At 67.4% G+C, this 23,624-nt stretch carries 18 protein-coding genes; 17 read left to right on the top strand and 1 reads right to left on the bottom strand.

What is annotated here, in order from left to right:
- Positions 1-10: 10 nt before the first annotated feature.
- The 14 genes from nusG (at position 11) to tuf (ending at position 19,266) form a co-directional block, all read left to right on the top strand.
- Entirely contained in the window at positions 11-853 is an 843-nt protein-coding gene (gene nusG, locus ABZ078_RS06325; RefSeq protein ID WP_356572160.1) for a transcription termination/antitermination protein NusG, read from the top strand.
- A 169-nt stretch (positions 854-1,022) separates the two neighbouring features.
- Entirely contained in the window at positions 1,023-1,457 is a 435-nt protein-coding gene (gene rplK / locus ABZ078_RS06320; protein ID WP_028805116.1) for a 50S ribosomal protein L11, read from the top strand.
- 78 nt (positions 1,458-1,535) lie between these two features.
- A complete protein-coding gene (gene rplA / locus ABZ078_RS06315; RefSeq protein WP_356572158.1) occupies positions 1,536-2,261 on the top strand; it encodes a 50S ribosomal protein L1 in 726 nt (241 codons plus the stop codon).
- A gap of 130 nt (positions 2,262-2,391) precedes the next feature.
- Positions 2,392-3,210 (top strand): hypothetical protein, encoded by an 819-nt coding sequence (locus tag ABZ078_RS06310; RefSeq protein WP_356572156.1) that lies wholly within the window; start codon positions 2,392-2,394, stop codon positions 3,208-3,210.
- A 124-nt stretch (positions 3,211-3,334) separates the two neighbouring features.
- Positions 3,335-4,204 carry a hypothetical protein gene (locus ABZ078_RS06305; RefSeq protein WP_356572154.1) on the top strand — a complete coding sequence of 290 codons (870 nt, stop codon included), beginning with the start codon at positions 3,335-3,337 and terminating at the stop codon, positions 4,202-4,204.
- Between the two features lie 289 nt (positions 4,205-4,493).
- Positions 4,494-5,024 (top strand): 50S ribosomal protein L10, encoded by a 531-nt coding sequence (rplJ, locus tag ABZ078_RS06300; protein ID WP_055622549.1) that lies wholly within the window; start codon positions 4,494-4,496, stop codon positions 5,022-5,024.
- A 107-nt stretch (positions 5,025-5,131) separates the two neighbouring features.
- Positions 5,132-5,518, top strand: a complete 387-nt coding sequence (gene rplL / locus ABZ078_RS06295) for a 50S ribosomal protein L7/L12 (protein WP_356572470.1) — start codon at positions 5,132-5,134, stop codon at positions 5,516-5,518.
- 599 nt (positions 5,519-6,117) lie between these two features.
- Positions 6,118-9,603, top strand: a complete 3,486-nt coding sequence (gene rpoB, locus ABZ078_RS06290; protein ID WP_356572152.1) for a DNA-directed RNA polymerase subunit beta — start codon at positions 6,118-6,120, stop codon at positions 9,601-9,603.
- Positions 9,604-9,700: 97 nt separating this feature from the next.
- Positions 9,701-13,600 carry a DNA-directed RNA polymerase subunit beta' gene (locus tag ABZ078_RS06285; RefSeq protein ID WP_356572150.1) on the top strand — a complete coding sequence of 1,300 codons (3,900 nt, stop codon included), beginning with the start codon at positions 9,701-9,703 and terminating at the stop codon, positions 13,598-13,600.
- Positions 13,601-13,757: 157 nt separating this feature from the next.
- The gene (locus ABZ078_RS06280) at positions 13,758-14,333 is read left to right on the top strand and encodes a DUF1707 and DUF4190 domain-containing protein (RefSeq protein WP_356572148.1); all 576 of its coding nucleotides are present in this window, start codon (positions 13,758-13,760) and stop codon (positions 14,331-14,333) included.
- Between the two features lie 575 nt (positions 14,334-14,908).
- Positions 14,909-15,280, top strand: coding sequence for a 30S ribosomal protein S12 (gene rpsL, locus ABZ078_RS06275; RefSeq protein ID WP_003948652.1), 372 nt, complete (start codon positions 14,909-14,911; stop codon positions 15,278-15,280).
- Positions 15,281-15,282: 2 nt separating this feature from the next.
- Positions 15,283-15,753, top strand: a complete 471-nt coding sequence (gene rpsG / locus ABZ078_RS06270) for a 30S ribosomal protein S7 (protein WP_003998848.1) — start codon at positions 15,283-15,285, stop codon at positions 15,751-15,753.
- 39 nt (positions 15,754-15,792) lie between these two features.
- Positions 15,793-17,919 carry an elongation factor G gene (gene fusA / locus ABZ078_RS06265; RefSeq protein WP_019754096.1) on the top strand — a complete coding sequence of 709 codons (2,127 nt, stop codon included), beginning with the start codon at positions 15,793-15,795 and terminating at the stop codon, positions 17,917-17,919.
- A gap of 153 nt (positions 17,920-18,072) precedes the next feature.
- Entirely contained in the window at positions 18,073-19,266 is a 1,194-nt protein-coding gene (gene tuf, locus ABZ078_RS06260; RefSeq protein WP_030671874.1) for an elongation factor Tu, read from the top strand.
- A 100-nt stretch (positions 19,267-19,366) separates the two neighbouring features.
- On the opposite strand, the gene ABZ078_RS06255 is transcribed toward tuf, so the two are convergent.
- Entirely contained in the window at positions 19,367-19,855 is a 489-nt protein-coding gene (locus ABZ078_RS06255) for a hypothetical protein (protein ID WP_356572145.1), read from the bottom strand.
- 505 nt (positions 19,856-20,360) lie between these two features.
- On the opposite strand from ABZ078_RS06255, the gene ABZ078_RS06250 reads away from it, so the two are divergent.
- The 3 genes from ABZ078_RS06250 to ABZ078_RS06240 all read left to right on the top strand — a co-directional run bounded on the left by ABZ078_RS06250 (position 20,361) and on the right by ABZ078_RS06240 (position 23,597).
- Positions 20,361-21,704: a sugar transferase gene (locus tag ABZ078_RS06250; protein ID WP_356572143.1), complete on the top strand. Its 1,344-nt coding sequence runs from the start codon at positions 20,361-20,363 to the stop codon at positions 21,702-21,704.
- Between the two features lie 151 nt (positions 21,705-21,855).
- On the top strand, positions 21,856-22,443 hold the full coding sequence (locus tag ABZ078_RS06245; RefSeq protein ID WP_356572141.1) for a putative colanic acid biosynthesis acetyltransferase: 588 nt from the start codon (positions 21,856-21,858) through the stop codon (positions 22,441-22,443).
- Positions 22,440-23,597, top strand: a complete 1,158-nt coding sequence (locus tag ABZ078_RS06240; RefSeq protein WP_356572139.1) for a glycosyltransferase — start codon at positions 22,440-22,442, stop codon at positions 23,595-23,597. Before ABZ078_RS06245 ends, ABZ078_RS06240 begins: the two co-directional genes overlap by 4 nt.
- Positions 23,598-23,624 lie beyond the last annotated feature (27 nt).

Genomic DNA, 23,624 nt, shown 5'->3' with positions numbered 1-23,624 from the left:
AGCAGCCACCGTGTCTGACCAGAACGTGAACGACGCCATCGAGCCACACGGGCAGGGTGTCGAGTCCGTGGAAGACGAGCTCGACATCGTCGAGGGCGCGGACGAGGGCCTGGACGAGGTCGAGGCTGCCGACGCCGACGCGGGCGAACCCGCCGAGGAAGCCGCGCTGCACGTGGAGGAGGAGCCCTCGGAGGACTCCGAGGCCGCCGAGGCCCCCGAGGAGGAGGCCGAGCCGGTCGACCCCGTCGCCGCGCTCCGCGAGGAACTTCGCACCCTCCCCGGCGAGTGGTACGTCATCCACACCTACGCCGGTTACGAGAACCGGGTGAAGACCAACCTCGAGCAGCGCGCCGTCTCGCTGAACGTCGAGGACTACATCTTCCAGGCCGAGGTGCCGCAGGAAGAGGTCGTCCAGATCAAGAACGGCGACCGCAAGACGATCAAGCAGAACAAGCTGCCGGGTTACGTCCTGGTCCGCATGGACCTCACGAACGAGTCCTGGGGCGTCGTCCGCAACACCCCCGGCGTCACCGGCTTCGTGGGCAACGCCTACGACCCGTACCCGCTGACCCTGGACGAGATCGTCAAGATGCTCGCCCCGGAGGCCGAGGAGAAGGCCGCCCGCGAGGCGGCCGAGGCCGAGGGCAAGCCCGCACCGCAGCGCAAGGTCGAGGTCCAGGTGCTGGACTTCGAGGTCGGCGACTCGGTCACGGTCACCGACGGCCCGTTCGCCACGCTGCAGGCGACCATCAACGAGATCAACGCCGACTCGAAGAAGGTCAAGGGCCTGGTGGAGATCTTCGGCCGCGAGACGCCGGTCGAGCTCTCCTTCGACCAGATTCAGAAGAACTAGTTTTTTCTGGACTCACCGCTTCCGCGCAGGTCAGGCGAACGCTCAAGCGGCCGCCTGACCTGCTCGGTTTTTGGCCGCGCATCTATACCCGTTATCGTTGTGCGGTATGCCTTCATCCGGGACGCGACCCGGGCGGGGGCACGCCTCAATCGAAAGGACCCGGAGAGTAATGCCTCCCAAGAAGAAGAAGGTCACGGGGCTCATCAAGCTCCAGATCCAGGCCGGTGCCGCCAACCCGGCCCCGCCGGTCGGCCCCGCGCTGGGTCAGCACGGCGTCAACATCATGGAGTTCTGCAAGGCCTACAACGCCGCGACCGAGTCGCAGCGCGGTTGGGTCATCCCGGTGGAGATCACGGTCTACGAGGACCGTTCCTTCACCTTCATCACCAAGACGCCGCCGGCCGCCAAGATGATCCTCAAGGCCGCGGGCGTGGAGAAGGGCTCCGGCGAGCCGCACAAGACCAAGGTCGCCAAGATCACCGAGGCGCAGGTCCGCGAGATCGCCACCACCAAGATGCCCGACCTCAACGCCAACGACCTGGACGCCGCCGCGAAGATCATCGCCGGCACCGCCCGTTCCATGGGCATCACGGTCGAGGGCTGACCCCAACCCCCCAGCAGAAGTGAGTGGCAGGGCCTGCTCGGCCCGGACCACAACTCCTAAGCACACACAGGAGCAGTAGTGAGCAAGCGCAGCAAGACTCTCCGCGCTGCGGACGCCAAGATCGACCGGGAGAAGCTCTACGCCCCGCTCGAGGCCGTCCGTCTCGCCAAGGAGACGTCCACGACCAAGTTCGACGGCACCGTCGAGGTCGCCTTCCGTCTGGGTGTCGACCCGCGTAAGGCCGACCAGATGGTCCGTGGCACCGTGAACCTTCCGCACGGCACCGGTAAGACCGCCCGGGTCCTGGTCTTCGCGACCGGCGACCGTGCCGAGGCCGCGCGTGCCGCGGGCGCCGACATCGTCGGTGCCGACGAGCTGATCGACGAGGTCTCGAAGGGCCGCCTGGACTTCGACGCCGTCGTCGCCACCCCGGACCTCATGGGCAAGGTCGGCCGCCTCGGCCGGGTGCTCGGTCCGCGTGGTCTGATGCCGAACCCGAAGACCGGCACCGTCACCCCCGACGTGGCCAAGGCCGTCACCGACATCAAGGGCGGCAAGATCGAGTTCCGCGTCGACAAGCACTCGAACCTGCACTTCATCATCGGCAAGGTGTCCTTCGACGACAGCAAGCTGGTGGAGAACTACGGCGCCGCGCTGGAGGAGATCCTCCGTCTGAAGCCGTCCGCCGCCAAGGGTCGCTACATCAAGAAGGCCGCCATCACCACCACGATGGGCCCCGGCGTTCCGGTCGACCCCAACCGCACCCGCAACCTCCTCGTCGAGGAGGACCCGGCCGCGGTCTGAGCCACCGGCTCACCAGGCTCGTAGACGGGCCCCGCACCCTTCCCGGGTGCGGGGCCCGTTCCCGTTCTCCGGCCCGTTTGTCAGTGCCCTGGGTTAACGTGCATTCACGGGGTTCACACAGGGGGAACGAATGACGAGCACGAGGGCGCGCCGGTCGGCGCTGTGGATCGCGCTGACGGCCGTGCCGGCGGCCCTGGCCGCCTGCACGGCCTCCGACCGCCCCACGGAGGAGGCCCGCCCCACTCCCGCCGCCGCCGTGACAGCCGCCCTGCGCACCGTCGAACGCGCCACGGGCCAGGCCGAGTCCGCCCGCGTCAGATCCACGACCAGCATGGGCTCGGCCCTGTCCATGAAGGCCGAGGGCGCCCTCGCCTGGAGCGACGGCCTCACCGGCACCATGAAGATCACGTACACCGGCGGCACGACGGCCGAGACGATGCGCCGACTGGGCACGACGTCCATGGAGGCCCGCTATCTTCCCGACGCCTACTACGCGCGCATGGGCGACACGTTCGCCGAGAAGACCGACGGCAAGCACTGGATCAAGTACGTCTACGACGACCTGAAGCATCTCGCCGGCAGTGCCGGAGCGGACCTGGCGGACCAGATGCGCGCCACCGCACCGCATACGTCGGTGAAACTGCTGCTGTCCTCCGCGGACGTACGCAAGGTCGGCGAGGAGACGGTGAGAGGCGAGCGCACCACGCACTACTCCGGCACGGTGCAGGGCGAGGGTGCCGCCACCCAGACCGTCGAGATATGGGTCGATGACCGTAACCTGCTGGTCAAGAAGGTCGAGAAGGGCCGGACGGCCACCGGACGGCTGACCCAGACCGCGTACTACAGCGACTACGGCGTGAAGACCGCGGTCGAGAAACCTCCGGCGGGGGACACCGCGGACTTCAAGGAGCTGCTGAAGATGCGAGGAGGTCTGGGCGGCACCTCCTGAGCGCCGCGTCGTACCGCTCGACTCCGGAAGACCGTTCCGGCTTCCTGGTCAGGCTTCCTGGGATACGCTCCCGATCTTGCTGTGCGCCGACCACGCACCGCCGTGTGTTCCTTGGGGGGAATCGATGAGGCGTTCCATACGCGCCGCCCTGCCCGTCTCCGTGCCGCGTCGGGCGGCGGTCGTCGGCCTCGCCGCGCTCCTTCTCGCCGGCTGCGGCACAGGAGCCGATGCGGGGCGGTCCGCGCAAACCTCGGCCGCCGAGGCCGTCCTTCGGGCCGCGGAGCGGACCGAAGGGGTCCCGTCCCTGCGGTACCGGGTGACCGGCCGGATGCCTGAGCGGGGGAAGATCGAGGACGAGGCGGCCGTCCGCACGACACCGGCCACGGCCCGTTTGAGGACGGCCAACCTGAGCGGCGAGAACCAGGGCGAGTCCGAGCTGCGCCTGGTCGGCGGGGTGCTCTACGCGAGCGCGCCCGACGACATGGTCAAGGAGATGGGCGGGAGGCACTGGATCAGCTACGGTCCGGACGCCAAGTTCACCACCGCCGGCGGCCTGCGTATGGACGTCGCCGGCCTGCGCGACCAGGTGAGCCGGAACCCGGCCCGGGAAGCAGCCCTCCTGGCCGCTGCCGAGGACGTGAAGCGGATCGGCACCGAGACGGTCGACGGCGCCGACACCACGCACTACGCGGGGACGGCCACCGTCGAGGAGCTGCGCGCCTCCCTCGACGACGTCGAGGACAAGGCCGCCCGGCAGGGACGCGAGAACAGCCTCGACCAGTACGACAAGCAGGGCGTGGACGAGCTCACCCTGGATGTGTGGGTCGACGGTGACGACCGGGTCAAGCGCCTGCGCACGCAGGGCTTCGGCCGCCACGGCGTGCTCGACCTCACCTTCACCTTCCTCGACCACGGCAAGCCGGTGACGGTGCGGGCACCCCAGGCCGACGACACCGCCGACCTGCGCAAGCCGCTGCAGAAGAACGGGAGCTGAGCACCGTACGGGCCGATTTGCCTGACGGCGATTGTGTCCCGTACTCTCCTACAGAAGCCAAAGACCGCTGGTCGTTGCCGTGCGCTCGCAGGAGGGCGCGGTGGCCGAAGGATCCGCTGAAATGCGGACGACCCGCGCAGGTGACAGTGGAAGTGCTCCCGGAGTACGTACGTCTCGTGCGTGCGACCGGTCGAGTCCGCCCCGTGCGCCTGCGCCGGGGCGTTTCGTTTTCCCCAGTCCTCCTTCGGGTCCGCGCGGTCCGAATCACCCGGAAGGAGGCCGAGGCTCTATGGCGAGGCCCGACAAGGCTGCCGCAGTGGCGGAGTTGACGGAGCAGTTCCGCAACTCGAGCGCTGCAGTGCTGACCGAGTACCGCGGTCTCACCGTGGCGCAGCTCAAGACGCTGCGTCGTTCGCTCGGTGAGAACGCCCAGTACGCCGTGGTGAAGAACACGCTGACCAAGATTGCGGCCAACGAGGCCGGGATCTCGACGCTGGACGACCTGTTCAACGGTCCGACGGCTGTCGCCTTCGTCACCGGTGACCCGGTGGAGTCGGCGAAGGGTCTCCGTGACTTCGCCAAGGACAACCCGAATCTCGTCATCAAGGGCGGTGTCCTTGACGGCAAGGCGCTGTCCGCCGACGAGATCAAGAAGCTTGCGGACCTCGAGTCCCGCGAGGTTCTGCTCGCCAAGCTGGCGGGCGCCCTGAAGGGCAAGCAGACGCAGGCTGCTCAGGTCTTCCAGGCGCTCCCGTCGAAGCTCGTCCGCACCGTGGACGCGCTTCGTGCCAAGCAGGACGAGCAGGGCGGTGCCGAGTAATTCGGCTCGCATCATGACCGCCGCCCCCAGGCAGCGGTCGTAGCGGGCCAACGTACGCCCGCCACTCATGTACATCCGGCACCAGCCGAATTAGTGGAAGGAAAGCCATCGTGGCTCTCACCCAGGAAGAACTGCTCGCCGAGTTCGAGAACATGACCCTCATCCAGCTTTCCGAGTTCGTGAAGGCGTTCGAGGAGAAGTTCGACGTCACCGCCGCTGCCGCCGCGGTCGCCGTTGCCGCTCCGGGTGCCCCGGGTGTCCCGGCCGAGGCCGTCGAGGAGAAGGACGAGTTCGACGTCATCCTCACCGGCGCCGGTGACAAGAAGATCCAGGTCATCAAGGTCGTGCGTGAGCTGACCTCGCTGGGCCTGAAGGAGGCCAAGGACCTGGTCGACGGTGCGCCGAAGCCGGTTCTGGAGAAGGTCAACAAGGAGGCCGCGGACAAGGCCAAGGAGTCCCTCGAGGGCGCCGGCGCCTCCGTCGAGGTCAAGTAAGACCTTTCCGGTCTTCCCGGTCTTCCCGGTCGAGTACGACCTTCGCGCATGCTGAGAGCAGCCACCTAGGGCTGTAACGCAGTCGCACCGAGGAGCGATCATCCATTCGGGTGGTCGCTCCTCGGCGTTCCTGGGGGCGCGGCCACGGTTGCCTTGCGCCCGGTTCGGTGGGGGGTATGGTGATCTTCGTCGTGTCCCTGGGCGGCCCCGGGTTCGGGCCTGGGGGCCTTGACGAACCGCACGCAGCGCGCAATTCTCAGGACGCGTCGTCACAAGGATCCGAATCCGAGGCATGGATCGGCGACGAAGAGGGCAGTATCAACGTGCATTGAGGGCGAGCATGCCGAGGGCGTTGAGAACAACGAGGGTCGCGAAAAACCCGCACTGGACATCAGTGTGCCAAGTGGCTACACTGACCCTTTGCGCTGCCTGTTAGCTGTCCCCTGCCCGTCACCAGGGGCATGCCCTCGCTTGAGCACCGATGACCGGACCATCCTTGACCTGGCCATTCTTTGGTCGGAGACGGAACACCTGTCTCTGTGCCCCGGTGAGGGGCCGGTACGCGCGTAGTGAGTCCGAGCCCTCGGAAGGACCCCCTCTTGGCCGCCTCGCGCACTGCCTCGACCGCGAATACGAACAACGGCGCCAGCACCGCCCCGCTGCGCATCTCTTTTGCAAAGATCAAGGAGCCCCTTGAGGTTCCGAACCTGCTCGCGCTGCAGACCGAGAGCTTTGACTGGCTGCTCGGCAACACCGCCTGGCAGAGTCGGGTCGAGGCGGCTCTGGAGTCCGGTCAGGATGTCCCCACCAAGTCCGGCCTCGAGGAGATCTTCGAGGAGATCTCCCCGATCGAGGACTTCTCCGGGTCGATGTCGCTGACGTTCCGCGACCACCGCTTCGAGCCGCCGAAGAACAGCATCGACGAGTGCAAGGAGCGCGACTTCACGTACGCCGCTCCGCTCTTCGTCACGGCCGAGTTCACGAACAACGAGACCGGCGAGATCAAGTCCCAGACGGTCTTCATGGGTGACTTCCCGCTCATGACGAACAAGGGCACCTTCGTCATCAACGGCACCGAGCGTGTCGTGGTGTCGCAGCTGGTCCGTTCCCCCGGTGTCTACTTCGACTCGACCATCGACAAGACGTCCGACAAGGACATCTTCTCGGCCAAGATCATCCCGTCCCGGGGTGCCTGGCTGGAGATGGAGATCGACAAGCGCGACATGGTCGGTGTCCGCATCGACCGCAAGCGCAAGCAGTCCGTCACCGTCCTGCTCAAGGCGCTCGGCTGGACCACCGAGCAGATCCTCGAGGAGTTCGGCGAGTACGAGTCGATGCGCGCCACCCTGGAGAAGGACCACACCCAGGGCCAGGACGACGCGCTGCTCGACATCTACCGCAAGCTGCGTCCGGGCGAGCCCCCCACGCGTGAGGCCGCGCAGACGCTCCTTGAGAACCTCTACTTCAACCCGAAGCGCTACGACCTCGCCAAGGTCGGCCGCTACAAGGTCAACAAGAAGCTGGGTGCGGACGCTCCGCTCGACGCGGGCATCCTGACCGTCGAGGACATCATCTCGACGATCAAGTACCTGGTGAAGCTGCACGCGGGCGAGACCGAGACGGTCGGCGACAGCGGTCAGAGCATCGTCGTCGAGACCGACGACATCGACCACTTCGGCAACCGTCGTCTGCGCAGCGTCGGCGAGCTCATCCAGAACCAGGTCCGCACCGGTCTGGCTCGTATGGAGCGCGTCGTCCGTGAGCGCATGACGACCCAGGACGTCGAGGCGATCACGCCGCAGACCCTGATCAACATCCGGCCGGTCGTCGCCTCCATCAAGGAGTTCTTCGGCACCAGCCAGCTGTCGCAGTTCATGGACCAGAACAACCCGCTGTCCGGGCTGACGCACAAGCGTCGTCTGTCCGCGCTCGGCCCGGGTGGTCTGTCCCGTGAGCGGGCCGGCTTCGAGGTCCGTGACGTTCACCCGTCCCACTACGGCCGTATGTGCCCGATCGAGACGCCTGAAGGCCCGAACATCGGTCTGATCGGTTCGCTCGCCTCCTACGGCCGCGTCAACGCGTTCGGTTTCGTCGAGACGCCGTACCGCAAGGTCGTCGACGGTCAGGTCACCGACGAGGTCGACTACCTGACGGCCGACGAGGAGGACCGCTTCGTCATCGCGCAGGCCAACGCCACGCTGACGGACGACATGCGTTTCGCCGAGGCCCGTGTGCTCGTCCGCCGCCGTGGCGGCGAGGTCGACTACGTCGGCGGCGAGGACGTGGACTACATGGACGTCTCGCCGCGCCAGATGGTGTCGGTCGCGACCGCCATGATCCCGTTCCTCGAGCACGACGACGCCAACCGTGCCCTCATGGGCGCGAACATGATGCGCCAGGCCGTTCCGCTCATCAAGGCGGAGGCCCCGCTCGTCGGCACCGGCATGGAGTACCGCTCCGCCGTCGACGCCGGCGACGTCGTCAAGGCCGAGAAGGCCGGTGTGGTCCAGGAGGTCTCCGCGGACTACATCACCACCGCCAACGACGACGGCACGTACATCACGTACCGCCTGGCCAAGTTCGCCCGCTCCAACCAGGGCACCTCGGTCAACCAGAAGGTCATCGTCCAGGAGGGCGACCGGATCGTCGAGGGCCAGGTCCTCGCCGACGGTCCGGCCACCCAGAACGGTGAGATGGCGCTGGGCAAGAACCTGCTCGTGGCGTTCATGCCGTGGGAGGGTCACAACTACGAGGACGCGATCATCCTGTCGCAGCGCCTCGTGCAGGACGACGTCCTCTCCTCGATCCACATCGAGGAGCACGAGGTCGACGCCCGTGACACCAAGCTCGGCCCCGAGGAGATCACCCGGGACATCCCGAACGTCTCCGAGGAGGTCCTCGCCGACCTCGACGAGCGCGGCATCATCCGTATCGGTGCCGAGGTCATCGCCGGTGACATCCTCGTCGGCAAGGTGACCCCGAAGGGTGAGACCGAGCTGACGCCGGAGGAGCGCCTGCTGCGCGCGATCTTCGGTGAGAAGGCCCGTGAGGTCCGTGACACCTCGCTGAAGGTGCCGCACGGCGAGACCGGCAAGGTCATCGGCGTCCGCGTCTTCGACCGCGAGGAGGGCGACGAGCTTCCCCCCGGTGTGAACCAGCTGGTGCGCGTGTACGTGGCGCAGAAGCGCAAGATCACCGACGGTGACAAGCTCGCCGGCCGCCACGGCAACAAGGGCGTCATCTCCAAGATTCTGCCGATCGAGGACATGCCGTTCCTGGAGGACGGCACCCCGGTCGACATCATCCTCAACCCGCTGGGTGTGCCGTCCCGAATGAACCCGGGACAGGTCCTGGAGATCCACCTCGGCTGGCTCGCCAGCCGCGGCTGGGACGTCTCCGGCCTCGCGGACGAGTGGGCGCAGCGCCTCCAGGCGATCGGCGCCGACCAGGTCGACCCGGGCACCAACGTCGCCACCCCGGTGTTCGACGGTGCGCGTGAGGACGAGCTGGCGGGTCTGCTGCAGCACACCATCCCGAACCGCGACGGCGAGCGCATGGTGCTCCCGTCCGGCAAGGCGCGGCTGTTCGACGGCCGTAGCGGTGAGCCGTTCCCGGACCCGATCTCGGTCGGCTACATGTACATCCTGAAGCTGCACCACCTGGTCGACGACAAGCTGCACGCCCGTTCGACCGGCCCGTACAGCATGATCACCCAGCAGCCGCTGGGTGGTAAGGCCCAGTTCGGTGGCCAGCGGTTCGGTGAGATGGAGGTGTGGGCGCTGGAGGCATACGGCGCCGCATACGCCCTCCAGGAGCTGCTGACCATCAAGTCCGACGACGTCACCGGCCGCGTGAAGGTCTACGAGGCCATCGTCAAGGGCGAGAACATCCCCGAGCCCGGCATCCCCGAGTCCTTCAAGGTGCTCATCAAGGAGATGCAGTCGCTCTGCCTGAACGTGGAGGTGCTGTCCAGCGACGGTATGTCCATCGAGATGCGTGACACCGACGAGGACGTCTTCCGCGCTGCGGAGGAGCTCGGCATCGACCTGTCCCGGCGCGAGCCGAGCAGCGTCGAAGAGGTCTGACGGGAGTCCGGCGGGGCCCTCACCCACAGGGCCCCGCCGACCCCCAGGCCCCCGTTTCAGACCACAGACTTACAACCCTGAGAGGGATTGACGCATAGTGCTCGACGTCAACTTCTTCGATGAGCTCCGGATCGGTCTGGCCACCGCTGACGACATCCGTCAGTGGAGCCACGGCGAGGTCAAGAAGCCCGAGACCATCAACTACCGCACCCTCAAGCCCGAGAAGGACGGACTCTTCTGCGAGAAGATCTTCGGTCCGACCCGGGACTGGGAGTGCTACTGCGGCAAGTACAAGCGCGTTCGCTTCAAGGGCATCATCTGCGAGCGCTGTGGCGTCGAGGTCACGCGCGCCAAGGTGCGCCGTGAGCGGATGGGCCACATCGAGCTCGCCGCGCCCGTCACGCACATCTGGTACTTCAAGGGTGTCCCGAGCCGGCTGGGCTACCTGCTCGACCTGGCTCCCAAGGACCTCGAGAAGGTCATCTACTTCGCGGCGTACATGATCACGTACGTCGACGAGGAGCGCCGTACCCGCGACCTGCCCTCCCTGGAGGCGCACGTCTCCGTCGAGCGCCAGCAGATCGAGAACCGCCGGGACGCCGACCTGGAGGCCCGCGCCAAGAAGCTCGAGACCGACCTGGCCGAGCTGGAGGCCGAGGGCGCCAAGGCCGACGTGCGCCGCAAGGTGCGCGAGGGTGCCGAGCGTGAGATGAAGCAGCTGCGCGACCGTGCGCAGCGCGAGATCGACCGCCTCGACGAGGTGTGGACCCGGTTCAAGAACCTCAAGGTCCAGGACCTCGAGGGCGACGAGCTCCTCTACCGCGAGCTGCGTGACCGCTTCGGCACGTACTTCGACGGTTCGATGGGTGCCGCGGCGCTGCAGAAGCGCCTGGAGTCCTTCGACCTGGACGAGGAGGCCGAGCGCCTCCGCGAGATCATCCGTACCGGCAAGGGCCAGAAGAAGACCCGTGCGCTCAAGCGCCTGAAGGTCGTCTCCGCGTTCCTGCAGACCAGCAACAGCCCCAAGGGCATGGTGCTCGACTGCGTGCCGGTCATCCCGCCGGACCTGCGTCCGATGGTGCAGCTGGACGGTGGCCGCTTCGCGACCTCCGACCTGAACGACCTGTACCGCCGTGTGATCAACCGCAACAACCGTCTGAAGAGGCTCCTCGACCTCGGCGCGCCCGAGATCATCGTCAACAACGAGAAGCGCATGCTTCAGGAGGCTGTTGACGCCCTCTTCGACAACGGTCGTCGTGGTCGCCCGGTGACCGGTCCGGGCAACCGCCCGCTGAAGTCCCTCAGCGACATGCTGAAGGGCAAGCAGGGTCGATTCCGTCAGAACCTGCTCGGTAAGCGTGTGGACTACTCCGCGCGTTCAGTGATCGTCGTCGGTCCGCAGCTGAAGCTGCACCAGTGCGGTCTGCCCAAGGCGATGGCGCTGGAGCTGTTCAAGCCGTTCGTGATGAAGCGGCTCGTGGACCTCAACCACGCGCAGAACATCAAGAGCGCCAAGCGCATGGTGGAGCGCGGCCGCACGGTCGTGTACGACGTCCTCGAAGAGGTCATCGCCGAGCACCCGGTTCTGCTGAACCGTGCGCCCACCCTGCACCGCCTCGGCATCCAGGCCTTCGAGCCGCAGCTGGTCGAGGGCAAGGCCATCCAGATCCACCCGCTCGTCTGCACCGCGTTCAACGCGGACTTCGACGGTGACCAGATGGCCGTGCACCTGCCGCTGTCCGCGGAGGCGCAGGCCGAGGCCCGCATCCTGATGCTGTCCTCGAACAACATCCTCAAGCCCGCCGACGGCCGTCCGGTGACGATGCCGACCCAGGACATGGTCCTCGGTCTGTTCTTCCTCACCACCGACGGCGAGATGCGGGACATCAAGGGTGAGGACCGCTCGTTCTCGTCCGTGGCCGAGGCGATCATGGCCTTCGACGCCGGTGAGCTCTCGCTCCAGTCGAAGATCGACATCCGCTTCCCGGTCGGCACCATCCCGCCGCGCGGCTGGACCCCGCCGGCGCAGGAGGAGGGCGAGCCGGAGTGGCAGCAGGGTGACAGCTTCCGTCTGAAGACCACGCTGGGTCGTGCGCTTTTCAACGAGCTGCTGCCCGAGGACTACCCGTTCGTCGACTACGAGGTCGGCAAGAAGCAGCTCTCCGAGATCGTCAACGACCTCGCCGAGCGCTACCCGAAGGTCATCGTGGCGGCGACGCTCGACAACCTGAAGGCTTCCGGCTTCTACTGGGCCACCCGTTCCGGCGTCACCGTCGCCATCTCCGACGTCGTCGTTCCCGAGGCGAAGAAGGAGATCGTCCGCGGTTACGAGGCGCAGGACGAGAAGGTCCAGAAGCAGTACGAGCGCGGTCTGATCACCAAGGACGAGCGCACGCAGGAGCTCATCGCGATCTGGACCAAGGCGACCAACGAGGTCGCCGAGGCGATGAACGACAACTTCCCGAAGACCAACCCGATCTTCATGATGGTGAACTCGGGTGCACGAGGCAACATGATGCAGATGCGTCAGATCGCCGGTATGCGTGGTCTGGTGTCGAACGCGAAGAACGAGACGATCCCGCGTCCGATCAAGGCGTCCTTCCGTGAGGGCCTGTCCGTGCTGGAGTACTTCATCTCCACGCACGGTGCCCGTAAGGGTCTGGCGGACACCGCCCTGCGTACCGCCGACTCGGGTTACCTGACCCGTCGTCTGGTGGACGTGTCGCAGGACGTGATCATCCGCGAGGAGGACTGCGGCACCGACCGTGGCCTCAAGCTGGCGATCGCCGAGCGCGGTGCGGACGGCGTGCTGCGCAAGACGGAGAACGTCGAGACGTCCGTGTACGCGCGCTGCCTCGCCGAGGACATCGTGGTCGACGGCAAGGTGCTGGCCCCGGCCGGCACCGACCTGGGCGACGTCCTCATCGAGGAGCTCGTGGCCCAGGGCGTCGAGACGGTCAAGACCCGCTCGGTCCTGACCTGCGAGTCCGCCGTCGGCACCTGCGCCATGTGCTACGGCCGTTCGCTCGCCACCGGCAAGCTGGTCGACATCGGTGAGGCGGTCGGCATCATCGCCGCCCAGTCCATCGGTGAGCCCGGTACCCAGCTGACGATGCGTACCTTCCACACCGGTGGTGTGGCCGGTGACGACATCACCCAGGGTCTGCCGCGTGTCGTCGAGCTCTTCGAGGCCCGTACCCCGAAGGGTGTCGCCCCGATCTCCGAGGCCACCGGCCGCGTCCGGATCGAGGAGACCGAGAAGACCAAGAAGATCGTCGTCACCCCGGACGACGGCAGCGACGAGACGGCGTACCCGATCTCGAAGCGTGCCCGACTCCTGGTCAGCGAGGGCGAGCACGTCGAGGTGGGCCAGAAGCTCACCGTGGGTGCCACCAACCCGCACGACGTGCTGCGCATCCTGGGCCAGCGTGCCGTCCAGGTCCACCTGGTCGGCGAGGTCCAGAAGGTCTACAACTCGCAGGGTGTGTCGATCCACGACAAGCACATCGAGATCATCATCCGGCAGATGCTGCGCCGCGTGACGATCATCGAGTCCGGCGACGCCGAGCTGCTGCCCGGCGAGCTGGTCGAGCGCTCGAAGTTCGAGACCGAGAACCGTCGTGTGGTCCAGGAGGGCGGTCACCCGGCCTCCGGTCGTCCGCAGCTCATGGGTATCACCAAGGCCTCGCTGGCGACCGAGTCGTGGCTGTCGGCGGCGTCCTTCCAGGAGACGACCAGGGTCCTCACGGACGCGGCGATCAACGCCAAGTCCGACTCCCTGATCGGCCTCAAGGAGAACGTCATCATCGGTAAGCTCATCCCGGCCGGTACGGGTCTGTCCCGCTACCGCAACATCCGGGTCGAGCCGACCGAGGAGGCCAAGGCCGCGATGTACTCGGCCGTCGGCTACGACGACATCGACTACTCGCCGTTCGGCACGGGCTCCGGCCAGGCCGTTCCGCTGGAGGACTACGACTACGGTCCGTACAACCAGTAAGCGAGTCGCTGGAGTCGAAGGGCGGTCACCTCTCCGGGTGGCCGCCCTTCGGCGTCTTCGGACGGCGTCCGGGTCTTCTCCGGGTGCGACCCCGATGCCGCGCATGCCGGATCGGCGCATCATGGAAGGACTCCGACCACTACGGGGGAGGTGCTCCATGACGCATCCCGCGTGGCAGCCGTGGCAGCCGTGGCAGGGGAGCGGTGCACCGCAGCCGGCGCAGGGCGGCACCGCCCCGCAGCGGTGGACCGGGCCCAGCGCCCCCTCGATGCTCGCCTCGCACGCCGACCGTGAGCGTGCCGTGGACGTGCTCAGGGCGGGTTACGGCGAAGGACGGCTGGAGCAGCCCGAGTTCGAGCAGCGGGTCGCGCGGGCCTACGCGGCCCGTACGGTGGGCGAACTGGCCCTGCTCGTCGCCGACCTGCCCCAGGGCCCCGTACCGCAGCCTGCGCCCGCCACGCCCGTGCCGCGGACGTTCCTGGCGGCGCCCCGGCCGCAGACGAACGGCAAGGCCGTCGGGTCGGCCGTCTGCGGCGTGCTCTGCCTGGTGAGCTTCGGGCTGACCGGCATTCCGGCCGTGGTCCTGGGCCACGCCGCGCGCTCCGAGATACGCCGCACCGGAGAGGCCGGCGACGCGCTCGCCCTGACCGGGCTGGTGCTGGGGTGGCTGTCGACCGCGGGCTGGGCGATCCTGCTGACCCTGATGATCGTGACCGCGGCTGCCTCCGTATGACAACGGCGTCCCTCGGTGAGCCCGGGGGAATCTCGGCGTGCGGTCGGCGTCGTGTCCGTGTGACCTCTGGCAGCCGCCTCTGCACGCGGTCCCTCGTGTCCAGACGGGGCCGGTGCTGCCCTCGCTGAGGCCGCTGTCGTGTCCGGGAAGAGTGGCAGAACCGGTGCCGGTCGCCCCGCACAGTACCGCCGCTCCCATGACCCCGCCGCCGTCACCGCATGAGATGCGATGAGCCGACTCTTCGCCGGTCCGGTGATGTCTTGCTGACGTGCTCTGATCGGGGATTTGAAGATCGAACTCGTCGTGCGGTCTTGACATCGGGCGTATGGCGATGCGGGCGACGCCCATTTGTTTTGACCGCAGCGTATGAGGTAGGTACGCTCAGACCTTGTGCCTGGGGTGTGCCCTGGCTCTCGTGCGTGCCTTCAACCGCATAACGAGCTGTGAGCGGCCACCGTAATCTGTGCTCTTTTCGCCTCGCGGCGGGAGTCCGCCGGATTCGACACACCCGACCGCGTGGGTCGGCGACGTTCCAGGTTAGCTGTACCCATCGGCACACAGAAACCGGAGAAGTAGTGCCTACGATCCAGCAGCTGGTCCGCAAGGGCCGGCAGGACAAGGTCGAGAAGAACAAGACGCCCGCACTCGAGGGGTCCCCTCAGCGTCGCGGCGTCTGCACGCGTGTGTTCACGACCACCCCGAAGAAGCCGAACTCGGCCCTGCGTAAGGTCGCGCGTGTGCGTCTGACCAGCGGGATCGAGGTCACCGCTTACATTCCGGGTGAGGGACACAACCTGCAGGAGCACTCCATCGTGCTCGTGCGCGGCGGCCGTGTGAAGGACCTGCCGGGTGTTCGCTACAAGATCATCCGCGGCTCGCTCGACACTCAGGGTGTCAAGAACCGCAAGCAGGCTCGCAGCCGTTACGGCGCCAAGAAGGAGAAGTAAGAATGCCTCGTAAGGGCCCCGCCCCGAAGCGCCCGGTCATCATCGACCCGGTTTACGGCTCCCCTCTGGTGACCTCCCTGATCAACAAGGTGCTGCTGAACGGCAAGCGCTCCACCGCCGAGCGCATCGTCTACGGCGCCATGGAGGGCCTGCGCGAGAAGACCGGCAACGACCCGGTCATCACGCTCAAGCGCGCTCTCGAGAACATCAAGCCGACCCTCGAGGTCAAGTCCCGCCGTGTCGGTGGCGCCACCTACCAGGTCCCGGTCGAGGTCAAGCCGGGCCGCGCCAACACCCTGGCGCTGCGCTGGCTGGTCGGTTACTCCCGCGCCCGTCGCGAGAAGACCATGACCGAGCGTCTCCTCAACGAGCTTCTCGATGCCTCCAACGGCCTCGGTGCGGCCGTGAAGAAGCGCGAGGACACCCACAAGATGGCCGAGTCCAACAAGGCCTTCGCGCACTACCGCTGGTAGTCGCTACCCACATCGAGACCGAGAGAAGACTGAAGCCTTATGGCTACCACTTCACTTGACCTGGCCAAGGTGCGCAATATCGGCATCATGGCCCACATCGACGCGGGCAAGACGACCACCACCGAGCGGATCCTGTTCTACACCGGTGTGTCTTACAAGATCGGTGAGGTCCACGACGGCGCTGCCACCATGGACTGGATGGAGCAGGAGCAGGAGCGTGGCATCACGATCACCTCTGCTGCCACCACCTGTCACTGGCCGCTGGAAGACGTCGACCACACCATCAACATCATCGACACCCCGGGCCACGTCGACTTCACCGTCGAGGTGGAGCGCTCGCTGCGCGTGCTCGACGGTGCCGTGACGGTGTTCGACGGCGTCGCCGGCGTTGAGCCGCAGTCCGAGACGGTGTGGCGTCAGGCGGACCGTTACCGCGTTCCGCGTATCTGCTTCGTCAACAAGCTGGACCGTACGGGCGCGGAGTTCCACCGCTGCGTCGACATGATCAGCGACCGTCTGGGTGCCCAGCCGCTCGTCATGCAGCTCCCGATCGGTGCCGAGGCCGACTTCAAGGGCGTCGTGGACCTGGTCCGCATGAAGGCGCTCGTCTGGTCCGCCGAGGCCACCAAGGGCGAGATGTACGACGTCGTCGACATCCCGGCCACGCACACCGAGGCCGCTGAAGAGTGGCGCGGCAAGCTGCTCGAGGCCGTCGCGGAGAACGACGAGGAGATTATGGAGCTGTACCTGGAGGGCGAGGAGCCCTCCGAGGAGCAGCTGTACGCGGCCATCCGCCGCATCACGATCGCCTCCGGCAAGTCCAGCGACACCACGGTCACCCCGGTGTTCTGTGGCACCGCGTTCAAGAACAAGGGCGTTCAGCCCCTGCTCGACGCGGTGGTCCGCTACCTGCCCTCCCCGCTCGACATCGAGGCCATCGAGGGCCACGCGGTGAACGACCCCGAGGAGGTCGTGAAGCGCAAGCCCTCCGACGACGAGCCGCTGTCGGCGCTGGCGTTCAAGATCATGAGCGACCCGCACCTCGGCAAGCTCACCTTCGTCCGCGTGTACTCCGGTCGCCTGGAGTCCGGCACCCAGGTGCTGAACTCCGTCAAGGGCAAGAAGGAGCGCATCGGCAAGATCTACCGCATGCACGCGAACAAGCGTGAGGAGATCCAGTCGGTGGGCGCCGGCGACATCATCGCCGTCATGGGTCTGAAGCAGACCACGACCGGTGAGACGCTGGCCGACGACAAGAACCCGGTGATCCTGGAGTCCATGGACTTCCCGGCGCCGGTCATCCAGGTCGCCATCGAGCCCAAGTCGAAGGGCGACCAGGAGAAGCTCGGCGTCGCGATCCAGCGCCTGGCCGAGGAGGACCCGTCCTTCCAGGTCCACTCGGACGAGGAGACCGGCCAGACCATCATCGGTGGTATGGGCGAGCTGCACCTCGAGGTGCTGGTCGACCGTATGCGCCGTGAGTTCAAGGTCGAGGCCAACGTCGGCAAGCCGCAGGTCGCCTACCGTGAGACGATCCGCAAGGCCGTCGAGCGCGTCGACTTCACGCACAAGAAGCAGACTGGTGGTACCGGCCAGTTCGCCAAGGTGCAGATCGCGATCGAGCCTCTCGAAAGCGGCGACACGTCGTACGAGTTCGTGAACAAGGTGACCGGTGGTCGTATCCCGAAGGAGTACATCCCTTCGGTCGACGCCGGTGCGCAGGAGGCCATGCAGTTCGGCATCCTCGCCGGTTACGAGATGACCGGTGTCCGCGTCACGCTGCTCGACGGTGCGTACCACGAGGTCGACTCCTCCGAGCTCGCGTTCAAGATCGCCGGTTCGCAGGCCTTCAAGGAGGCCGCGCGCAAGGCCAGCCCTGTACTGCTCGAGCCGATGATGGCCGTCGAGGTCACCACGCCCGAGGACTACATGGGTGAGGTCATCGGCGACATCAACTCCCGCCGTGGCCAGATCCAGGCCATGGAGGAGCGGGCGGGTGCCCGCGTCGTGAAGGGCCTCGTGCCCCTCTCGGAGATGTTCGGTTACGTCGGCGACCTGCGCAGCAAGACGTCCGGCCGGGCCAGCTACTCCATGCAGTTCGACTCCTACGCCGAGGTTCCGCGGAACGTCGCCGAGGAGATCATCGCGAAGGCCAAGGGCGAGTAACGCACCGCGTTCACACGCTTTAGGCTTGACTCCGGAGCCTCAGGGGCAAACACCCGCTTTTGCGGGTGTTTGCCCCGGGCCCGGGCTTTCCAGCAAAGATCACCTGGCGCCGATGAAGCAAGGCGTTCAGAACCACTCCACAGGAGGACCCCAGTGGCGAAGGCGAAGTTCGAGCGGACTAAGCCGCACGTCAACATCGGCACCATCGGTCACATCGACCACGGTAAGACGACCCTCACGGCCGCCATTACCAAGGTGCTGCACGACGCGTTCCCGGACCTGAACGAGGCCTCGGCGTTCGACCAGATCGACAAGGCTCCCGAGGAGCGCCAGCGCGGTATCACCATCTCCATCGCGCACGTCGAGTACCAGACGGAGACCCGTCACTACGCCCACGTCGACTGCCCCGGTCACGCGGACTACATCAAGAACATGATCACCGGTGCTGCCCAGATGGACGGCGCCATCCTCGTGGTCGCCGCCACCGACGGCCCGATGCCGCAGACCAAGGAGCACGTGCTCCTGGCCCGCCAGGTCGGCGTTCCGTACATCGTCGTCGCCCTGAACAAGGCCGACATGGTGGACGACGAGGAGATCCTGGAGCTCGTCGAGCTCGAGGTGCGTGAGCTCCTCTCCGAGTACGAGTTCCCGGGCGACGACCTGCCGGTCGTCAAGGTCTCGGCGCTCAAGGCTCTCGAGGGCGACAAGGAGTGGGGCCAGTCGGTCCTGGACCTGATGAAGGCCGTCGACGAGTCGATCCCGGAGCCGGAGCGCGACGTCGACAAGCCGTTCCTCATGCCGATCGAGGACGTCTTCACGATCACCGGTCGCGGTACGGTCGTCACCGGCCGTATCGAGCGTGGTGTCCTGAAGGTCAACGAGACCGTCGACATCATCGGCATCAAGACCGAGAAGACCACCACCACGGTCACCGGCATCGAGATGTTCCGCAAGCTGCTCGACGAGGGCCAGGCCGGTGAGAACGTCGGTCTGCTGCTTCGCGGCATCAAGCGCGAGGACGTCGAGCGCGGCCAGGTCATCATCAAGCCGGGCTCGGTCACCCCGCACACCGAGTTCGAGGCGCAGGCCTACATCCTGTCCAAGGACGAGGGTGGCCGCCACACGCCGTTCTTCAACAACTACCGTCCGCAGTTCTACTTCCGTACGACGGACGTGACCGGCGTCGTGACCCTCCCCGAGGGCACCGAGATGGTCATGCCGGGTGACAACACCGAGATGAAGGTGGAGCTCATCCAGCCCGTCGCCATGGAGGAGGGCCTGAAGTTCGCCATCCGTGAGGGTGGCCGGACCGTGGGCGCCGGCCAGGTCACCAAGATCAACAAGTGAGTTTGCTGATCTGACCTGGTAGCTCCATCCGCGAGCTCCTGAAGGGGCCCGTACGACTTCGGTCGTGCGGGCCCTTTCGCTTTTCGGTGGGTGGGGGACGTCAGCTGTTGTAGTTGTCCTCGACGAGGCAGAAGTCGAGGTTGCTGAGGCCGTAGTAGGTCATGTTCATCGGGTTGACCGGAGCGTGCAGTTCCTGGTCCGCCTGGATGCCCACGGGCCGGTAGTCGTAGACGTTGGCGACCGGGCCGCCCTTGACGAGGACGCCGATGGCGGCGAAGTCGTCGGAGATGCTGAAGTCGAAGGTGTTGTCGGTGCCGATGTTGAGGATGCTGACCTCGTCGTCGTCCCCGAAGGATCCCGCCGTCACCGGGTCGACCGTGACGATCCGGTCGCAGGTGAAGGGGGTGATCGTGGCGGGCAGCGTGGCGAAGGTCGGGTTGCCCGGCACCTCCACCGGCTGCTCGCCGGAGGCGCTGGGGCCTCCCGGCACCGCCGCCGCGGGGCCGGCCGTGATGGTGACCGCGAGGGCCGTGGTCAGACCGAGGCCGACGAGGCGCGCTGCCCATCTGGGGCGTCGCGACTGGGTCATTGTTCGAGTGGTTACTCGCACGACGAGTACTCCTCCTTGTTCTGGTGTACCGGACCTCGCGGATGGCCGTGCCTGTTTCTTGGGCGATTCGAGTGGTGATGCGCATCCGCTGCCGGGCGCCTGATCAATTGCACAATCACACTGGCGTCACTCTTCGGAGGCTCCTCTTCTAGGCCGTCCGGGTCTCAGAGCACCGGAAAGGCCGAGCGGCTGGGCGGCGGCACGGGTCCTCGGCGGGGGGAGCGACACCTGACAGCAAGTCATTTAAATAGGACATACAGGCAAGAAGATTGATATAACCGTCGCATTGGGTGCGAGCTGCTCCTCCGGTGCGGCCGCGCCCACGTCTTCGCCGAGGGCCGGGGTCACAGGGAGAACCATGCGGCAGTCCAGCAGCGCGGTTTCAGGGAAGGCGGTTCCCCTCACACCGCACCGGACAGACGGGCGCACAGGTCCTGCGGGCGGGTGGTACGTGCCGGTCGCGGTCTGTGCCGACGCCGTGGGGATGGCGCTGCCGACGGCGGTGGCCTTCCTCGCGACCGGTGTGGCGCACCCGGTGCAGCAGGTGGTCGCCATCACGGTCATCTGGGTGCTCGTGGGCCTCGCCGCCAGCCGCTACGTGCCCTGGACATGGGACGAGGGCGCCCCGGTCGGACCGGTTGTGCGGGACTGGCTGGTGCTGCTCGGCGTTCTGGCGGTGCTGCGTGCCGCATCCGGGTTCGGCGACATGCCCACGGCGGTTCTCGCCCTGTGTCCCGCGTTGGCGGTCACCGTGGTCTGCCGCAAGGCGATCCACCGCCGCGTCCTGGCCGTACGCCGGCGTGCCCGAGGGCTTCGACGCGTCCTCGTCATCGGTGAGCCCGGAGCGGTGGACGCCGTGGTGGGGCAGCTCGCCGAGCGTACGGACCATGGGTACGTGGTGGTCGGCGCCTGTGTGCTGGGCGAGGGCGACGTGTTGTCCGGGGTGCCCGTGTCGGCGCGGCTGGGGGTCGACACGCCGACCGCTCTGGACGAGGATGCCGCGCCCGTGGCCGAGGCGGCCGAGGCGCTCGGCGCCGACCTCGTCTTCGTCGCCACGGACCGGCACATGTGCGGGGACCGGCTTCGGCGGCTGTCCTGGGCCCTGCACGACCGGGGCCGTCGGCTGATGGCGCTGCCCGGCATCGTCGAAGTGGCCCGGCGCAGGGTCCGGATCACCTCGGCGGCCGGGCTCACCCTGCTGGACATCTCGGCGCCGACGCGCCGTGGCCTGCCGACGCTGCTGAAGGCCGCCACGGACCGGGCGGGTTCGCTGGTCCTGCTCATGGTGCTGGCCCCCCTGTTCGCGGTCGTGGCGCTCGCCGTGCGGATGAGCTCGCCGGGGCCGGTCATCTACCGTCAGGCCCGCGTCGGACGGAACGGAACGCCCTTCCCCATGTGGAAGTTCCGGACGATGGTCGTGGACGCGGACCGGATGAAGGGCGACCTGGCGGCGGCCAACGAACACGACGGCCATATGTTCAAGCTGCGCCGGGATCCACGGGTCACCTCCGTCGGGCGCTTTCTGCGCCGCTACTCGCTGGACGAACTGCCCCAGTTGGCCAATGTCCTCCTCGGTCATATGTCGCTGGTGGGCCCACGCCCACCGCTGCCCGAGGAGGTCGCCCGCTACGACGAGGTGGAGATGCGCCGACTGAGCGTCAAACCCGGCCTCACGGGACTGTGGCAGGTGAGCGGCAGATCCGACCTGTCCTGGCACGAGACGGTCTCGCTCGATCTGCGGTACGTCGACAACTGGTCCTGGACCTGGGACATGACGGTCATGGCCCGCACGGTCCGCGCGGTGCTGGACGGGCGCGGGGCCTACTGAGCCCGCCGCGCCCCTCCCGGGGGGATACGGGTCTTCCATGCGGTCGAGGCCGGCGGCAACACGCCGTTATGTGCTGGCCCACGCCGTGAATTCATAGCAATTTATGCAAATAGGCATATTTTCCGGTTCGGGTTCGGGAAGGGCTACCCCCATGACAGAGACCGCAGCGCCGCCCGACAGGGGCACCCGCACAGGCGAGCCCGACCACCGGGCCGTGGTCGAGCGTTCCCTGCGGGGCTTCACGGGGGCGGGCTACGACAAGGGGCGTCCGCTGCTCGTCCAGGCGGCCTGGTTCGCCGTACTCCACCTCGTGTTCGTCAAGTGGTGGTTCCCGGCCCGCTGGCGGCCGGCCGTGCTGCGGGCCTTCGGCGCGCGGATCGGACGACGGGTGCTGATCCGGCACGGTGTCCGGGTGCACTGGCCCTGGCGGCTGCACATCGACGACGACGTGTGGATCGGGGAGGGCGCCTGGCTGCTGAACCTGCAGCAGATCAGTATCGGCAGCAACGTGTGCGTCTCGCAGGGGGCGCTGCTGTGCACGGGAAGCCACCAACGCCGCAGCCCCACCTTCGAGTTCGACAACGGGCCCATCCGCCTGGAGCCCGGAGCCTGGATCGCGGCACGGGCCGTCGTGCTGCGCGGGGTGACCGTGGGCCGTGGCGCGGTGGTGGGTGCCTCGGTGGTCGCCCGGCGCGACATCGGTCCGGGCGAGGTCATCACCAGTGGGGCGGCGGCATGAGGGTCGTCCACGTCGTGACACTCGTCAGCGACGACGGAGCGTACGGCGGTCCGACGAGCGTGGCCGCCGGGCAGTTGGAGGAGTGCGCCGCCCGAGGCCACGAGGTCACCCTGGTGTCCCTGTGGCGGGGCAGGTCCCCGGCGCCGGCCCGTCTGGGCTCGGTGCCGCTGCGTACGCGTCCGGCCCGCTCCCTGCTGCCGGGGCGCTTCACCGGGCTCATGCATCCGATGCTGGTCAGGGACCTGTGGAAAGCCATGGGCAGGGCCGATGTGGTCCACATCCACGCGGGGCGCGACCTCGTCTCCCTCGCGGCGCTCGCCGTCGCCGCGCTGCGCCGCAAGAGATTCGTCGCGCAGACGCACGGCATGGTGCAGCCCCGGCGCGCGGTCGCTGTCAGGCTTTTCGACCGGGTGTACGTGCCTTTGCTGCGCCGGGCCCGCGGCTGCCTGGTCCTCACCGAGCACGAGCGCCGGGACGTGGCCCAGGTGATCGGCGCCGGCGGCCCGCCGCTGGTGACCCTGCCCAACGGGGTGCGACCCGAGCACGAAGGCGGGGCGGAGCAGGGGCGGGGCACGCGGGAGGTGCTCTTCCTCGCCCGGCTGCACCCGCGCAAGCGCCCGGACGCGTTCGTCGAGATGGCCGCTCTGGTGCACCGCAGGATGCCCGACGCCCGGTTCACCCTCTACGGGGCGGACGAAGGGATGCTGCCGAAGGTGCACCGGCTGATCGCCGCCCATGAGTTGGAGGCCGTCGTCTCCTACGGCGGGGCGCTGGCGCACGCCGAGGCGGTACGGGCCTACGCGAAGGCGGCGGTGTACGTGCTGCCCAGCGTCGACGAACCGTTCGGGATGACCGTGATCGAGGCGCTCCGCGCGGGCACCCCCGTGGTGTGCACCGACACCTGCGGCATCGCGGACGAGCTGGCTCACCGGCGGGCGGCGGTGGTCACCGACGGCAGTCCCGAGGACATGGCGGACGCGGTCTGCGCTCTGCTGGCCGACGCCGGCAAGCGAGCCGCCCTCGCGGAGGCGGGGCGCCGTGCCGTCACGGAGGTGTTCTCCGTGCACGCGGTGACGGACCGGCTGGAGACGATCTATCGGCGTGTGGCACGCCCCCGGTCACGGCCCCAAGGCTTCCTGCGGCCGATCGGATGAATACCGTGACAATTCCGCTGGTCGGAT

It is taken from the genome of Streptomyces sp. NPDC006385 (assembly GCF_040612485.1).
GTDB lineage: Bacteria > Actinomycetota > Actinomycetes > Streptomycetales > Streptomycetaceae > Streptomyces.
The sequence above is the reverse complement of the archived record's forward strand: the minus strand, read 5'-3'. Positions and strand labels throughout refer to the sequence as shown.

Excerpts from the sequence above, each read along its gene's own strand:
- ABZ078_RS06245 (WP_356572141.1), top strand. The coding sequence starts at position 21,856 with ATGACAGAGACCGCAGCGCCGCCCGACAGGGGCACCCGCACAGGCGAG.
- ABZ078_RS06255 (WP_356572145.1), bottom strand. The coding sequence starts at position 19,855 with ATGACCCAGTCGCGACGCCCCAGATGGGCAGCGCGCCTCGTCGGCCTC.
- rplJ (WP_055622549.1), top strand. The coding sequence starts at position 4,494 with ATGGCGAGGCCCGACAAGGCTGCCGCAGTGGCGGAGTTGACGGAGCAG.
- fusA (WP_019754096.1), top strand. The coding sequence starts at position 15,793 with ATGGCTACCACTTCACTTGACCTGGCCAAGGTGCGCAATATCGGCATC.
- rplK (WP_028805116.1), top strand. The coding sequence starts at position 1,023 with ATGCCTCCCAAGAAGAAGAAGGTCACGGGGCTCATCAAGCTCCAGATC.
- rpsG (WP_003998848.1), top strand. The coding sequence starts at position 15,283 with ATGCCTCGTAAGGGCCCCGCCCCGAAGCGCCCGGTCATCATCGACCCG.
- ABZ078_RS06240 (WP_356572139.1), top strand. The coding sequence starts at position 22,440 with ATGAGGGTCGTCCACGTCGTGACACTCGTCAGCGACGACGGAGCGTAC.
- ABZ078_RS06250 (WP_356572143.1), top strand. The coding sequence starts at position 20,361 with ATGGCGCTGCCGACGGCGGTGGCCTTCCTCGCGACCGGTGTGGCGCAC.
- ABZ078_RS06280 (WP_356572148.1), top strand. The coding sequence starts at position 13,758 with ATGACGCATCCCGCGTGGCAGCCGTGGCAGCCGTGGCAGGGGAGCGGT.
- ABZ078_RS06305 (WP_356572154.1), top strand. The coding sequence starts at position 3,335 with ATGAGGCGTTCCATACGCGCCGCCCTGCCCGTCTCCGTGCCGCGTCGG.
- ABZ078_RS06310 (WP_356572156.1), top strand. The coding sequence starts at position 2,392 with ATGACGAGCACGAGGGCGCGCCGGTCGGCGCTGTGGATCGCGCTGACG.